Annotated in this window: 12 protein-coding genes; 5 read left to right on the forward strand and 7 right to left on the reverse strand. The window is 51.7% G+C overall.

Annotated features, from left to right (window positions below; genetic code table 11):
- Positions 1-12 precede the first annotated feature (12 nt).
- Positions 13-1,878 carry a GGDEF domain-containing phosphodiesterase gene (locus tag TW77_RS10400; protein WP_082078900.1) on the forward strand — a complete coding sequence of 622 codons (1,866 nt, stop codon included), beginning with the start codon at positions 13-15 and terminating at the stop codon, positions 1,876-1,878.
- Here the strand turns inward: TW77_RS10400 and TW77_RS10405 are convergent.
- Entirely contained in the window at positions 1,875-2,933 is a 1,059-nt protein-coding gene (locus tag TW77_RS10405) for a formimidoylglutamase (RefSeq protein ID WP_046004913.1), read from the reverse strand. The genes TW77_RS10400 and TW77_RS10405 overlap by 4 nt on opposite strands.
- A 75-nt stretch (positions 2,934-3,008) precedes the next feature.
- Positions 3,009-3,515 carry a ribonuclease E activity regulator RraA gene (gene rraA, locus TW77_RS10410; protein WP_046004914.1) on the reverse strand — a complete coding sequence of 169 codons (507 nt, stop codon included), beginning with the start codon at positions 3,513-3,515 and terminating at the stop codon, positions 3,009-3,011.
- Positions 3,516-3,676: 161 nt separating this feature from the next.
- Here rraA and TW77_RS10415 point away from each other — a divergent pair, with 161 nt between their 5' ends.
- The 3 genes from TW77_RS10415 to TW77_RS10425 all read left to right on the forward strand — a co-directional run bounded on the left by TW77_RS10415 (position 3,677) and on the right by TW77_RS10425 (position 7,236).
- A complete protein-coding gene (locus TW77_RS10415; RefSeq protein ID WP_046004915.1) occupies positions 3,677-4,198 on the forward strand; it encodes a phosphatase PAP2 family protein in 522 nt (173 codons plus the stop codon).
- The gene (locus TW77_RS10420; protein WP_046004916.1) at positions 4,195-5,247 is read left to right on the forward strand and encodes an MJ1255/VC2487 family glycosyltransferase; all 1,053 of its coding nucleotides are present in this window, start codon (positions 4,195-4,197) and stop codon (positions 5,245-5,247) included. The genes TW77_RS10415 and TW77_RS10420 overlap by 4 nt, the downstream gene beginning before the upstream one ends.
- Before the next feature lie 108 nt (positions 5,248-5,355).
- Positions 5,356-7,236, forward strand: coding sequence for a methyl-accepting chemotaxis protein (locus TW77_RS10425; RefSeq protein ID WP_046004917.1), 1,881 nt, complete (start codon positions 5,356-5,358; stop codon positions 7,234-7,236).
- Positions 7,237-7,298: 62 nt separating this feature from the next.
- Here TW77_RS10425 and TW77_RS10430 read toward each other — a convergent pair whose 3' ends face one another.
- The 5 genes from TW77_RS10430 to priA all read right to left on the reverse strand — a co-directional run bounded on the left by TW77_RS10430 (position 7,299) and on the right by priA (position 12,351).
- A complete protein-coding gene (locus TW77_RS10430) occupies positions 7,299-7,661 on the reverse strand; it encodes a gamma-butyrobetaine hydroxylase-like domain-containing protein (RefSeq protein ID WP_046004918.1) in 363 nt (120 codons plus the stop codon).
- A 40-nt stretch (positions 7,662-7,701) separates the two neighbouring features.
- Entirely contained in the window at positions 7,702-9,030 is a 1,329-nt protein-coding gene (gene hslU, locus TW77_RS10435; protein ID WP_046004919.1) for an HslU--HslV peptidase ATPase subunit, read from the reverse strand.
- 11 nt (positions 9,031-9,041) lie between these two features.
- On the reverse strand, positions 9,042-9,560 hold the full coding sequence (gene hslV / locus TW77_RS10440; RefSeq protein WP_046004920.1) for an ATP-dependent protease subunit HslV: 519 nt from the start codon (positions 9,558-9,560) through the stop codon (positions 9,042-9,044).
- Between the two features lie 76 nt (positions 9,561-9,636).
- Positions 9,637-10,170, reverse strand: a complete 534-nt coding sequence (locus tag TW77_RS10445; protein ID WP_046004921.1) for an SPOR domain-containing protein — start codon at positions 10,168-10,170, stop codon at positions 9,637-9,639.
- Positions 10,171-10,179: 9 nt separating this feature from the next.
- The gene (gene priA / locus TW77_RS10450; RefSeq protein ID WP_046004922.1) at positions 10,180-12,351 is read right to left on the reverse strand and encodes a primosomal protein N'; all 2,172 of its coding nucleotides are present in this window, start codon (positions 12,349-12,351) and stop codon (positions 10,180-10,182) included.
- A gap of 309 nt (positions 12,352-12,660) precedes the next feature.
- Between priA and rpmE the strand changes: the two genes are divergently transcribed.
- Positions 12,661-12,876 carry a 50S ribosomal protein L31 gene (rpmE, locus tag TW77_RS24775; protein ID WP_082078901.1) on the forward strand — a complete coding sequence of 72 codons (216 nt, stop codon included), beginning with the start codon at positions 12,661-12,663 and terminating at the stop codon, positions 12,874-12,876.
- Positions 12,877-13,109 lie beyond the last annotated feature (233 nt).

A 13,109-nucleotide genomic window follows, 5' to 3' on the forward strand; every position in this document is an offset into this window, starting at 1 on the left:
AATGGCCTGTTGATGACAAAAAAATTGCTGCTAAAACAGAGTTTTCACAGCATTCTGATGCTGCTGGCATGCTGTCACCCTGGGGTTATGGCCGCAACGGCCAGTATGTCGGTAGCGTCATTTTGGCAGGCCTCTGATGTTCAGTCCCCCCTGTTAATGGCTTTTATGGCAGGGGCCTTGCTCAGTGCCAGCATTGGCGCTATCAGTGTCAGCCAGCAGCCATTGCACCGACTGATTTATGCGACCACCACGGCGGTGGCTCTGGCCTATCTGGCCAATTCTGCAGTGTATTTTGCTTATTTACTCATCCCGCTTTTACTCTTGCATGTGTGGTTGGCCCTGCGCACCAAACAATGGCGTTTTCAGCTGATTGCGTGCCTTAGCATGGTTGGTGCCGTGTTGGCGCTGGGTGGGGCATTGTACTGGGGGTTATCGCCGGGTCTGGTCGTGGCGGCCCTGCTGCCGGTGTTCTTTGCTGAGCTAATGCTGCCCAGAGCAGCAGCTGAGTCGGCGCAACAGCCAGGCACAGATGAAAGCAAAACCGCAGATATTCTCGAATTACCCGATCGGGCCGGGTTTCGCACTGCGTTTTATGATTTTCGTCAGCGCGACCCCAGTGCGGCTATGCTGGTGATGATCCGTCTGGAAGGGTTTCAGCAGGTGAACTTTCACCTCGGTCGCGAGTTTGGCGACCTGTTACTGGCCCAGTCGGCCAATCGCATTAAACAACATTTGCAGCATCCGGACGTCATGCCAATCCCTTTGGGTAATGATGTATCGCGGCTGGCGCATTTAGGCGGGCTGCATTTTGTCTTTGTCTGTAGCCTGGTCAATCAGCACCATTTGCATGAGCAGATGGTCAATGAAATCATTGAAAGCACATTAAAACCTTTCAATGTAGGCAACTGCACCATAGAGGTCAAAGCGCGCGCCAGTTATGTCAATTGCGATGAAGAGCAGGGGCAGTTTGAGAACTTATTAACCTGCGCATTTCTGGCGCTGGATAGTCAACCCGACAGCCCGATCGCGCCATACCAGCAACAGATGCAAATCAATCGCCTGGAGCAACAAGCCCGGCTGGCTGAGCTGGCACATATCGACTTCAGAAAAGAGCTGGAGCTGTACTTTCAGCCCGTGGTGCGCAATGAAGACGGTGACATTGAATTTCTGGAGTTGCTGCTGCGCTGGCAGCATCCTAAACAAGGGATCCTGGCGGCAGGTAAATTTATTGAAGACATCCGTATCGCCGGCCTGGCTTTACCGGTTGCACAGTATGTGATTGAGCGAGCTGCCGAAATTGCCCTGGCATTGCGTATGGAAGGGATTGCGATGCCGCTGAGTCTGAACCTGTTTGGCCCGGAAATGCTGCATGAGGAATTCATCGAGTTTATCGATCATGTGCTGGTGGAGCACCAACTGAAGCCAGGGGATTTGATCATAGAATGCCCCTCCAGTTTGTTTACCAGCCTCGACCCTCAGGGCATTGCCATGGTGTCGCGGTTACGCTCTATGGGGCTGCGTTTGTGCATAGACAGCTTTGGCGAAACCCCGGTTACCTTGTCTAAGTTGCCTCAGCTGACCGTTGATTACGTCAAACTGGGTCGCTCTTTAACCTCAGATCATGGTCATCAGGGGTCATTCAAAAGTGTCGTGCGCGGGATTGTGGAAATGCAGCAGATCCAGGCCTGCAAAGTGATTTGTGAGGGGGTGGAATCGCCGGAGCAGCTGCAGTTTGTGAAAAGTCTCAACACCTTTGCGGCGCAGGGCTATTACTTTGCCAGACCCCTCAGCAGTGTGGGCATGATCAGCTGGCTGAAGCAATGGCGTTGGGAGCATCCGGAAGATGCCTCTGTTTCGCCTCAGCCAGACTCACATTAAACGCCTGTCTTACGCGCCTGTAAGTAGCTGCATACCAAAGAAGCCAATACCTGACCGGCATCGCTCAGTCCTTGCTGCAAGCCTTGTGGGTGGTGCTCCGGTGCCGCTTCACACAGGTGTAAATAGCGGGCGTGCTCCTGGTGGGCGGCCAGGTGAACAAAATGCTCCGCATCATTGGCCGTAAAACCACAGTTGGTATAGGCGCTGACTGGCATCCCGGAGATGGCATCGACATCGACTTCTATTCCCAGTGGGGCTTGCCCGGCAAAACGCGCCAGGCCAGTATGGCATGCCTCAGTCAGGGTCAGCGTGCGGCGCACCAGAATATCCTGGTAACTGCTGTAACTGAATCCGGCCTGATCTAATGCACTGATAATAGTGTGATTGTTCTTCTGTTCATGCATGCCGACCACATGGTAATCCGTCAGATAACCTTGCTCATAGGCATAGCTAAAACCGTTTCCGGAATGGCGTCCTTCCAGCGCGCGAAAATCGGCATGGGGATCGAAATTGATGGCGTGGCAGCCCTGCTGAGTGCTCTGAGATAACGCCTGTAACAGGCCAAAGCAATTATTGTGGCCACCCCCTATCACTATGGGTGCCAGCCCGGCATCAAAGACAGCCCGCATCACCGTGCTTACGCGCTCATCAAGCCGACCGTTCAGCTCGCGCAACTGCTTAAGCTGTGCCGGATCGCGATTGTCCAGGTCCGCGCCTTGTTGTTGCAGATCATCACAGCGCACCTCGCCCAGCAGCAACACATCATCTGGAGTTAAAAAGCGATTACAGGGTAGGTTCAAGAAGCGTTGTAAAAATGCTTGCCAGCCCAGGTGAGCGCCACCCCGGCCACAGTTGGCCCGTGGGCCCAGATCTTCGTTGATGGCAACCAGGACGTACTTAATGCCAAACTGAGCGGCATCGCGCAGCGCCTGCGTTAGGTCATCTTTGGGTTGCAAAAAAGCCAGGGTTTGCCAGAAGCGTTGTTCGTTTTCACGGCTGGTGCAGTAAGCGGCAATGTCCGCTTCGGTATAAATATGAAGCCAGTGGTTACTCATAATTCAGGTCGATCTATGGGGTTGAACCGGGCAAAGGTGGACTTTACCCGGAGAATTAAGGAGGTAGTTGCTGTGTTATTCGCCCTGTTCGTCGTCGACTTCCAGTAGCAGCTCTTCAGCAGAGATAATGATGCCGGTGGCATCGGCATACAGGTAATCGTCGTCGTAGAAAGACACGCCGGCAAAATTGACTGGAATACCCTGCTCACCACTGCCATGGCTGTCTGCTGCGACCGGAATAGAGGCAATCGCTTGGACGCCAAGATCGCACTCTTCCAATTCTTCGACATGGCGCACTGCGCCATAAACGACAATGCCCTGCCAGTTATTCTCGATGGCCAGTTCAGCCAGTTCAATGTCGATGAGTGCACGGCGCGTTGAACCGCCGCCATCGACCAATAAGACCTGGCCAGTCCCATCCTGCTGCAGTACCTGGTTGATCAGCTCATTATTCTCAAAGCACTTAAGCGTTTTGATCCGCCCGCTAAAGGCGCTTTGACCGCCAAAATTGATAAACATTGGCTCTAATACATCAACGGCATCGGCAAAATGGTCACATAAATCGGAAGTGCTGTAATCCATACGGGCGTCCTCGAAAATAACTGAATTCACGGTCCAGTATACTCCCATTATGTAGGGGCGCAATGCTTTGAATCAACATACATAATTGTGTCACAAAATTGTCGTGGCAGTGTTATTTAGCTCTTCTATGCTGAAATTGTGAACAAATGTAAGCATGAACTATGAAAACACAGATCATCAAACTCGATACGGCGCTTTATTTTGCCCTTTATAAACCCGAGTGTAAGCCCTGGTTCAAAATGGTGATGTTGGCACTGTCGAAAAGCGGAAACGGTGGGCTTTATGTGGTACTGGGTATCCTGAGCGCACTGTTTATGGACTCGGTTGGGCAGCAGTTTGCCTTGTGTGCTGTGGTTGCGTTTGCTATTGAGCGGCCACTCTACCTTTATCTGAAGAACCGTATCGCCAGGGTTCGGCCCTGTGATTGCCTTGCTGTTAAAGCCATGCTTACACCGAGTGATAAATTTAGCATGCCGTCCGGACACAGTGCGGGTGCCTGGTTATATGCGACCTGTCTGATGGAGCATTTCCCGGCATTGGCGCTGCCCTTGATGCTGTGGGCATCAGGTGTGTCGTTATCGAGGATCGTAGTCGGTGTGCATTATCCAATTGATGTCATTCTGGGTGCGATGATAGGCAGCGGATGTGCTTTGCTGGCAATAGGAGTGGTAGGGGAATTATGAAGATTTTATATGGCGTACAAGGAACTGGTAATGGTCATATCACCCGTGCCCGGGTGATGGCAGAGTGCTTTACACGTTTGGGTATTGATGTTGATTACGTGTTTTCCGGTCGTCCGGACGAGCGTTATTTTGATATGTCGGTGTTTGGGGACTATCAAACCCGGCGCGGGATCAGCTTTGCGACCCGACATGGGCGGTTAAACTATCAGGGCACGCTGCAGCAGTTGCGCGTTGGTCGGTTTATTCAAGATGTACGACGCTTTGATATGCGTGGCTATGACGTGGTATTCAATGACTTTGAACCGATCACGGCATGGGCTGCACGCCGTGCTAAGGTGCCGGTCGTTGCCATGAGTCACCAAAGTGCCTTTTTGTCACCGCAGGTGCCGATATTTGGTGGCAACTTTTTACTGCGCTCATTGATCCGCTGGTTTGCACCCGCTGATATTCATCTGGGTGTGCACTGGCAACCGTTCGCAGAAAACATAGTGCCGCCTTTTATCCCTTATCAGCCTGGCGACTTTGGTAATCAGTCGATAGCAAACAAAGTACTGGTGTATCTGCCATTTGAAGATTTGTCACACATAGTAGAGTTGCTGAAAGACTTTCCGGATAAGGAGTTCTACTGCTATCACCCGGATGCCAAAGATACTTCACTGAATCATATTCACCTGCGTGCCCCTTCGCGCGAAGGATTTATTGCCGATCTTGCCAACGCGTCGGGGGTGGTGGCCAATGCCGGGTTTGAACTATCCAGCGAGGCGCTTAAATTTGGCAAAAAACTCTTGCTTAAGCCTTTGCAGGGGCAGTTTGAGCAGCAGAGTAATGCCATGACTTTACAAAACTTGGGACTGGCCCAGGTGATGAACTATCTTAACTCCGAAGCACTGGATGAATGGCTGGAGTTACCCGCCGGACAGCAAATTAATTTTCCCAGCGATGCGACTCCGTTAGCTTTGTGGCTAACTAAGGGACAATGGAGCAATGTCACAGAGTTACATGACACGCTTTGGCAGGCGGTGCTCAATAAAGCACCAAAGGCCGCTTAATTAATGCGCAATTAGTAATAAAGTCGTGCAAAATTGACAAATAGTGCGCGGCGTTGCTGACGGAATAATCTATACTTATTGCAGGTCTTGTAATAATTGGGTAACCGTATGGCATTTCTGGAAAATCTGACCATTAAGCGGCGCTTGCAGTTGAATGCGCTGGTAGTGGGTGTGGCTTTAGTCGTTATGCTGGCAGTGATCATGATCGAAGCCAGCACTATGCGCAAGCTGAATGAAACCATTCAGTATGCGGAGGAGCTGGATATTCATGAGCTCTCTATGCGCAAACACGAGAAGAACTTTTTGTTCTACAAAGATACTGAGGCACTAGATTTATATGCCAGGGACTACAGTGAGCTGCAACGTAAAGCTGGTCTGTTGGACGAGATATTTGCTGAGTTCGATATTGACGACAGCAACTTACGCGAGTTTGAACGCCTCGCGCAAACCTATGTAGACGACTTTAACAACGTCGTTGACTTGCAAAAAACCATCGGCCTGCATCCTAAAGACGGGCTGTATGGCGCGCTGCGTAGTGCCGTTCATGAAGTCGAAACTATGCTGAAGCAGCAAGAGCGTGACGATCTGCTGGTCAGTATGCTGATGCTCAGACGGGCAGAAAAAGACTTTATGCTGCGACTGGATTTAAAGTACCTGAAGAAGTTTGACGATCAAATCAGTAAGTTTGAAGGTCAAACTAAAGCCGCAGGCTTTGAGGTGCAGTACGAGCGCCAGATCCAGACGCTGATCAAGCAATACCAGACTCGCTTCAGAAACCTCGTAGACGCACAGACCAAGCTGGGCCTGGACCTTAACAGTGGCGCTTTGGGCAGCATGAAAAAGAGTGTGGAGCAGAGCGATGCGGTGGTGGCCAGGATTGTTGAGCAAGCCAAACAAGAAGTTGCTGATAATGCCCGGGTGGCGCAAATGGCCGCACTGAGCATCTTTGTGGTGGCATCGGTATTGGTGATGATTCTGGTTTTGTCGACCAGTCGGTCGATTATTGGTCCGGTTGAGCGGGTTTATCAGACCATAGAGCGGATCCGCCGTGAGAACAACTTGCGCATTCCAATTGAGCAGACGGGTAACGACGAAATCACCCTGATGACCAAAGACTTTAATAGCCTGATTGGCGACTTCAAAGAGCTGATTGGCGATGTGAACAATGCGCTGGCGATCATCAATGACGCAACTCATCACTTGTCAGATACTACGGCACAAACCAGTGCCGGTATGACTGAGCAGCTCCATGAAGCCGATATGGTGGCAACGGCGGCAACTGAAATGCAGGCCACCATTCAGGATATTTCGCACAATACCGAAGCGGCGGCGGAAAAAGCCGAGTCTACCAATAAGAATGCCCAGCTGGGCCGCACTGAGGTGACCTCAACCATTGAGCACATCATGCAGCTGTCTGAGTCTTTGGGTGGGGCATCCGACGTGGTAGGACAGTTGGAGCGAGATGGTGAAACCATTGGCTCTGTCCTTGATGTGATCCGGGGCATTGCCGAACAAACCAATCTGCTGGCACTGAATGCGGCTATTGAGGCCGCCCGTGCTGGTGAGCAAGGGCGCGGCTTTGCGGTGGTGGCAGACGAAGTCCGCTCGCTGGCGCAGCGTACCCAGGATTCGACTCAGGAAATCGAAAGCATTATTTCGACCTTGCAGCAACGCACCCGCGAAGTGGTGAATATCATGGAGCAGTGCCGCGAGCAGGGTAACGAAAGTGTGGCACAGGCTGAACGTGCCGGTAATCTGCTGGGGATGATCACCGAAGATGTGCAGACCATTATGGAAATGAGTACGCATATTGCCACCGCCATTGATGAGCAAAAACAGGTGGCATCAGAAGTAAACAAGAATGTGGTTAAGATCCGCGATATTGCACAGGTGGCGTCGGAGCACGCCAGCAGTAATGCGCAAAGCAGTGAGGAACTGTCCGAGCAAGCTCGTAACTTGTACGAGTCGGTAGAAAAATACCAGGTGTAACTCAAGCAGGTTTGATAAAAGAAAAGGCGACCTCGGTCGCCTTTTTTGTGTCTGGAATGCCCTTATGGCATGAACTTGATCGGCACATCGTGCTTTGCCGACACCCGCTGCTGATAGTCTTGCCACAGTGTCTCGTGTTGTTCGCACAGCTTTCTCAGGTATTGCCAGCTGAACAACCCGGAGTTGTGGCCGTCATCAAATACCAGCCTTACCGCGTAATGGCCGACCGGCTCAATCTGGCTGATGGTCACATCCTGCTTGTTGAGCACCAGCTGCTGCTGACCGGGGCCATGCCCCTGCACCTCGGCAGAGGGTGAATGAACACGCAGAAACTCAGCGCTGAGCGAATGACTCAGATCATCATCAAAGTGCACATCGAGTGTTTTTTGCACCTTGTGGTAATGCAGTTTAGTTACTTGATACATAGGCATAAAAAAGCCCGATCCAGGACCGGGCGGTTATCCGTTAAAGAATAAAGCGGCTCAGATCTTCGTCCTGGACCAGCATATCTAAATGCTTGTCGACATACGCGGCGTCGATAGTCAGCGACTCACCGGCTTTGTCGGAAGCATCGAATGAAATTTCTTCCATCAGCTTTTCCATCACAGTATGCAGACGACGGGCACCGATGTTTTCGGTCTTCTCATTGACCTGCCAGGCAGCCTGAGCAATACGTTCAATTGCATCATCACTGAATTCGATGCTGACACTTTCTGTGTTCAACAGCGCCTGCTGCTGCTCGGTTAAAGAGGCATGGGGTTCTGTCAGAATACGTTTAAAGTCTTTCGCTGTAAGCGCTTCTAATTCAACACGAATAGGTAAACGACCTTGCAGCTCAGGAATGAGATCAGAAGGCTTAGCCATCTGGAACGCACCTGAGGCAATAAACAGAATGTGATCGGTTTTGACCATCCCATGCTTAGTGCTGACGGTAGAGCCTTCAATCAGCGGCAGTAAGTCGCGTTGTACGCCTTCGCGGCTGACATCCGGACCAGACGCTTCGCCACGTTTACAGATCTTATCGATTTCATCGACGAACACGATGCCATTTTGCTCAACGGCAAAAATCGCCTGCTCTTTAAGCTCTTCCGGGTTGACCAGCTTAGCGGCTTCTTCTTCGATCAAGAGCTTGAAGGCTTCTTTGATCTTCAGTTTACGGCTTTTCTTTTTGTCGCCAGACAGGTTCTGGAACATGCCCTGCAACTGATTGGTCATCTCTTCCATGCCCGGCGGCGCCATGATCTCTACCTGAGGCGCTGTTTCAGCGATGTCGATGTCGATCTCTTTGTCATCCAGCTGGCCTTCGCGTAGCTTTTTACGGAATACCTGACGCGTAGAGCTGTTATCGCTTTGCTGAGTTTCACCCCAGGCGTCTTTTGCAGGGGGCAGCAGGGCGTCCAAAATACGCTCCTCAGCGGCTTCTTCTGCGCGGTGCTTGTGCTTTTTGGTTTGCTGTTCGCGGGTCATTTTAAATGACACTTCCACCAGATCACGGATAATGGTCTCGACCTCTTTGCCGACATAACCGACTTCGGTGAACTTAGTGGCTTCCACTTTGATAAACGGCGCGTTCGCCAGCTTAGCCAGGCGACGGGCAATTTCGGTTTTACCAACACCCGTTGGGCCGATCATCAGGATGTTCTTTGGCGTCACTTCACTGCGCAGCTCTTCAGGAAGCTGCATGCGGCGCCAGCGGTTTCTCAGTGCAATGGCGACGGCTTTTTTCGCGTTGTCCTGACCAATAATGTGTTGGTCCAGTTCATGGACGATTTCTCTTGGGGTCATTGCTGTCATGGCAATTCCTATTACAATTCTTCGATGGTTTGGAAATTGTTAGTAAAGACGCAGATATCTCCTGCGATTGTCAGGCTTTTTTCCACAATTTCACGGGCACTCAGGTCGGTGTTTTCGATCAGCGCGGTGGCTGCGGCCTGGGCAAAGTTACCGCCACTGCCGATGGCAATGAGGTCATGCTCAGGCTGCACTACGTCACCATTACCTGTGATGATCAATGACGCGGTTTCGTCTGCAACGGCCAGCAAGGCTTCTAATTTGCGCAGCGCTCTGTCGGTGCGCCAGTCTTTTGCCATTTCAACGGCCGCCCGGGTCAAATGGCCCTGGTGCATTTCCAGTTTGGTTTCAAAGCGTTCAAACAAAGTGAACGCATCGGCAGTGCCACCGGCAAAGCCTGCTAGTACTTTACCGTTGTAGAGGCGACGCACTTTTCTGGCATTGCCTTTCATTACCGTATTGCCAAGAGAAACCTGGCCATCTCCGCCAATTACGACTTTGTCGCCTCGGCGAACACTCACGATAGTTGTCATAGTATTCCTTAATCAGGAGGCATCAGCCTCATCTGTAAACTCAATTAGGGTAGAGATAGGGACGATTTTACGAAGATCAAGTCCATTTCCAGATCCCACAGCTGACGATATTGATCCTTTCCAGCTTGTTTTTATCGCTCTCGGCGCCGCGTTTGGTGTCGTAAGGACCCAGGCGCACTCGATACCAGACGCCGTTGGAGCCTTCGGTGCGGCGGATCTCTGCGATAAGTCCGGCAAAGGCCATCTTGGCTTTCATTTGCTCGGCCTGTTTATAGGTTCTGAACGAGCCGCATTGCATCTGATAGGGGCCTTTACTCTCGATTTTCTTGACCTCGACTTTTACCTCGTGATCTTTAATGTCTTTAATAAAGTCCGGCGGACGAGGTAAATCTTTTTCGACTTTCGGTTGCTCAGCTTGCTTAGGGGCTGCCGGGCTGGTGGCTTGCACCTCAGGTTCGCCGTGTTGTGTGATGTACCACAGGCCATAACCAAAGGCACTGATCAGCACCAGCGTCAGCGCGGCAAAAAACTTGGGAAAGGGCTTGGCAGCCTTTCCTTTTGCAGCTTTTTTGCCGCCCGGTTTCTTATTTATATAGTCGTGTTGTGCCATAACGTATTTTTAATAGGTATCCATTGGGTCAACGTCAATACTCCAGCGCACCCGGTTGGCAAGTTTATGCTGACCGATATAGTCGGCCAGTTGCGCCAGGTATTGATGCAGTACTTTGCGCTGCGCTGCCTGAATATGTAATTGATATCGGTATTTACCGGCCAGGCGTTCCATCGGCGCGGGGATCGGTCCGAGCAATTGTATACCAGGGTAGGGGGTGGCTGGAACCAGATCCGATAAAAACGCCATTACCAGCTGCGAGTTGGTGGCTTCTGCGCGGATCAGCGCCAGATGGCTGTATGGAGGCATCTGAGTTTCTTCGCGTTCGCGCAGTGCATAGCGGGCAAAATCCTGATAGCCATTATTCACCAGATCCTGTAACAAGGGGTGTTCCGGGAAATGGGTTTGCAACAGTACCGTGCCGGCTTCGCCGCTGCGCCCGGCCCGCCCAGCCACTTGGGTTATCAGCTGAGCCATGTGCTCAGTAGCGCGAAAATCGCAGGAATACAAACCACTGTCTACGTCGAGGATCACCACCAGATTGACGTCGGCAAAGTGGTGGCCTTTGGCGAGCATTTGAGTGCCGATAAGCAGCCGGGCCCCTCCCTGATTAATTTCATCCAGCGCACTTTCGAGGCTGCCCTTACGGCGGGTAGAGTCGCGGTCAATACGGTGCACGGGAAAGTCGGCAAATTGTTCGGATAAGAACTCTTCCAGCTGCTCTGTCCCATATCCGGTTGGCATGATCTGGGTGCTGCCACAGTCGGGGCATTGCACAGGCACAAAGGCTTGCTCTGAGCAGTGGTGGCAGATCAGCCTGCGCAGTGATTTATGATAAGTGGCGCTGGTACTACAGCGGTCACAGTTACTGAGCCAGCCGCACTCATGGCAGATCAAAGTGGGGGCAAAACCGCGCCGGTTGAGAAACACCATAACCTGTTGTCCGCGCGCCAGTGTGGCAGCAATGGCATCCAGACTGGCTTTGGCAAATCCCCCCTGATCGGGTTGTCCTTTCATATCCACGAGCACGAATCGGTTATCCTGCTGGGTTTGTGCCCGTTTTGTCAGTGGCAGCAGCTGATAGCGGTTTTGCAGTGCTTTGTGCAGGGTTTCCAGTGCCGGTGTGGCAGTACCGAGGATCAACGGAAATTGGCCCTGTGCGGCACGATAGGCGGCCAGGTCACGGGCGTGATAGCGCAACCCGTCTTGCTGTTTGAACGAGCCGTCATGTTCTTCATCAACCACTATCATACCCAGGGTCTGAAAGGGCAAAAAGATAGCAGAGCGGGTACCAATCACCAGCGCAGACTCTCCCTGCTCGGCTCGTCGCCAGGTGTGTAAGCGCTCATTGTCAGTCAGGTTGGAGTGCCAGAGATCAATCGGTAACCCTTCGAAGCGGCGTTTAAAGCGGTTCACCGTTTGTGGTGTCAGGCCAATTTCTGGCACCAGTACCAAGGCTTGTTTGCCGGCGGCTAAAATGGCCTCCAGGCTTTGCAGATAAACTTCGGTTTTACCACTGCCCGTGACGCCCTCGAGTAAGAAGGTACGAAACCCGGTTTGACTGTTGATGGCACTACAGGCAGTGGCTTGCTCCGGGTGAAGCCTGGGTTTATTGCCAAGTTGCAATGGTGCAGACTGCCAGTGGGTGTCGGTACGCAGTTCTTCGCGGATCAGTGCTTTTTCCAGTAAGGCCTTGATCTGCGCCTGCGAGAAGCCCAGTGTTTTCAGCTCACTGGCGGTGGCGTCACCGGCGCTGCGCAGTTGCTCAAGCAGTGCCAGTTGCTTTTTGGCTCTGAGTTGGGTGGTTTCACGGCCGGCCTCTGTGAGGGTCAGCACCGGCACTTGGGTTTTATCAACCTGCTCACCCTCGCGCAGCGCACCAGGCAAGGCGGTAAACAGGGTTTCGCCTAGCGGATGACAGTAATATTGCGCACTGAAGCGCAAAAAGGCGAGATGATCGGGTGATAATACGGGCGTGGTATCAAGCACCGACTCAAGCGCTTTTATTTTGTCTTCAGGCACGTCGCTGTGAGACTTCAGCGCCACCACGATGGCGATGCAGGCTCGGTTGGCGAATTTTACTCTCACCCGGCCACCCACACAGGGTTGTTGTTCTGGCTCCAGGCGGTAATCAAAGGTTCTGTGTAAAGGTACTTTTAAAGCGACTTCGGCGAAGCGCATGGAAACTCCGGCATCTGAATTTCAATGTTAAGGGCAGCTGTCTGAGTGTGTGTTGCGGTGCCGCCAGACTATCTGCCCAGTATACCGTAACGGCTTAATAATGTATGCGAATGGCCAGTGAGTTTTACACCAGCCCGATATTTTGCGGGCACAGCGCGAAATTGCGCAAAAAATAGCAGTTATTTTGCATTTATTGCTTGTGGATCGCCCGGATTGACCCTAAAATACGCGTCCACAATTTTTGTATAACTACGTATGGTGCCAGACTTCGGGTTTGGAGAGCGATACGGCCTTAACTAGAGGTGTCCTATGAAAGAAGGTATTCATCCTAAGTACGAAACAATCTCAGCAACTTGTTCGTGCGGTAACAAATTCGAAACTCGTTCAACACTGTGTAAAGACATTCACCTGGACGTATGTTCTGCATGTCACCCGTTCTACACTGGTAAGCAGAAGATCCTAGACACAGGTGGTCGTGTTGATCGCTTCAACAAGCGCTTTGGCGCGCTTAGCAGCAAGAAGTAAGTTTTACTTTTGCTGTAGAAAAAGCACCTTCGGGTGCTTTTTTCGTTTCTGCGCATTCATCTTTTACTCTAATCATTTACCATCATCATACTAAGTGGACGGATCAGTGCTATTTGGTTAGTAAAGTTTCCAGTTTCGCGTCACTCATTTGTGCCGAAGAGGGTATTACCGGGCTTGCACGTGAGAAGTCGGTTGCCACGTAAATCACCACTTTCACTTATGTGAATGGCCAT

It is taken from the genome of Pseudoalteromonas rubra (assembly GCF_000967655.1).
Classification (GTDB): domain Bacteria; phylum Pseudomonadota; class Gammaproteobacteria; order Enterobacterales; family Alteromonadaceae; genus Pseudoalteromonas; species Pseudoalteromonas rubra_A.

Coding starts and splice junctions, on each gene's coding strand:
- TW77_RS10400 (WP_082078900.1), top strand. CDS start 13: ATGACAAAAAAATTGCTGCTAAAACAGAGTTTTCACAGCATTCTGATG.
- TW77_RS10405 (WP_046004913.1), bottom strand. CDS start 2,933: ATGAGTAACCACTGGCTTCATATTTATACCGAAGCGGACATTGCCGCT.
- rraA (WP_046004914.1), bottom strand. CDS start 3,515: ATGGATTACAGCACTTCCGATTTATGTGACCATTTTGCCGATGCCGTT.
- TW77_RS10415 (WP_046004915.1), top strand. CDS start 3,677: ATGAAAACACAGATCATCAAACTCGATACGGCGCTTTATTTTGCCCTT.
- TW77_RS10420 (WP_046004916.1), top strand. CDS start 4,195: ATGAAGATTTTATATGGCGTACAAGGAACTGGTAATGGTCATATCACC.
- TW77_RS10425 (WP_046004917.1), top strand. CDS start 5,356: ATGGCATTTCTGGAAAATCTGACCATTAAGCGGCGCTTGCAGTTGAAT.
- TW77_RS10430 (WP_046004918.1), bottom strand. CDS start 7,661: ATGTATCAAGTAACTAAACTGCATTACCACAAGGTGCAAAAAACACTC.
- hslU (WP_046004919.1), bottom strand. CDS start 9,030: ATGACAGCAATGACCCCAAGAGAAATCGTCCATGAACTGGACCAACAC.
- hslV (WP_046004920.1), bottom strand. CDS start 9,560: ATGACAACTATCGTGAGTGTTCGCCGAGGCGACAAAGTCGTAATTGGC.
- TW77_RS10445 (WP_046004921.1), bottom strand. CDS start 10,170: ATGGCACAACACGACTATATAAATAAGAAACCGGGCGGCAAAAAAGCT.
- priA (WP_046004922.1), bottom strand. CDS start 12,351: ATGCGCTTCGCCGAAGTCGCTTTAAAAGTACCTTTACACAGAACCTTT.
- rpmE (WP_082078901.1), top strand. CDS start 12,661: ATGAAAGAAGGTATTCATCCTAAGTACGAAACAATCTCAGCAACTTGT.